At 43.8% G+C, this 413-nt stretch carries 1 protein-coding gene; it reads right to left on the reverse strand.

Annotated elements, in window-relative coordinates; genetic code table 11:
• Positions 1-149: 149 nt before the first annotated feature.
• On the reverse strand, positions 150-413 hold a 264-nt coding region (locus CSV68_RS17250; RefSeq protein ID WP_368665189.1), incomplete at its 5' end, for a MarR family winged helix-turn-helix transcriptional regulator.

The following is a 413-nucleotide window of genomic DNA, read 5'->3' on the forward strand; positions in this document are numbered from 1 at the left end:
TGAGCGCATGCGGTTGTAGATAGAGCGGATAGCGCGTGCGATAGAGCGGATACCGCACGCTATTGAGCGCATTCACGACAGCCTTCATCAATGATCTAACCACACTCTCCGCAAAATAAAAAGCTGCTCCAGAATGGAACAGCTTTCCCTCAAACAAATGTGTTATTTAACTTAGTGTAAATTTGGACTAAACTATTTCGTTCAGCATCCGATAAGTGACTGAAGAACTCTGAACGCACCTTCATTCCGCATTTCTGTGCTTCGACCAAAATTTCTAAGCCTTTAGGAGTTATTTTCCAATACTTTGTTCGACGGTCATCTTCATCATTACGCAACGTAATGCACTCATTTTTAATGAGCTTCGACGACAAATGCGTCAATGAAGCGGGCGTGAAGCCTAGAGTCTCAGCCAA

Origin of the sequence: Sporosarcina sp. P29 (genome assembly GCF_002743265.1) — a bacterium.
Classification (GTDB): Bacteria; Bacillota; Bacilli; order Bacillales_A; family Planococcaceae; genus Sporosarcina.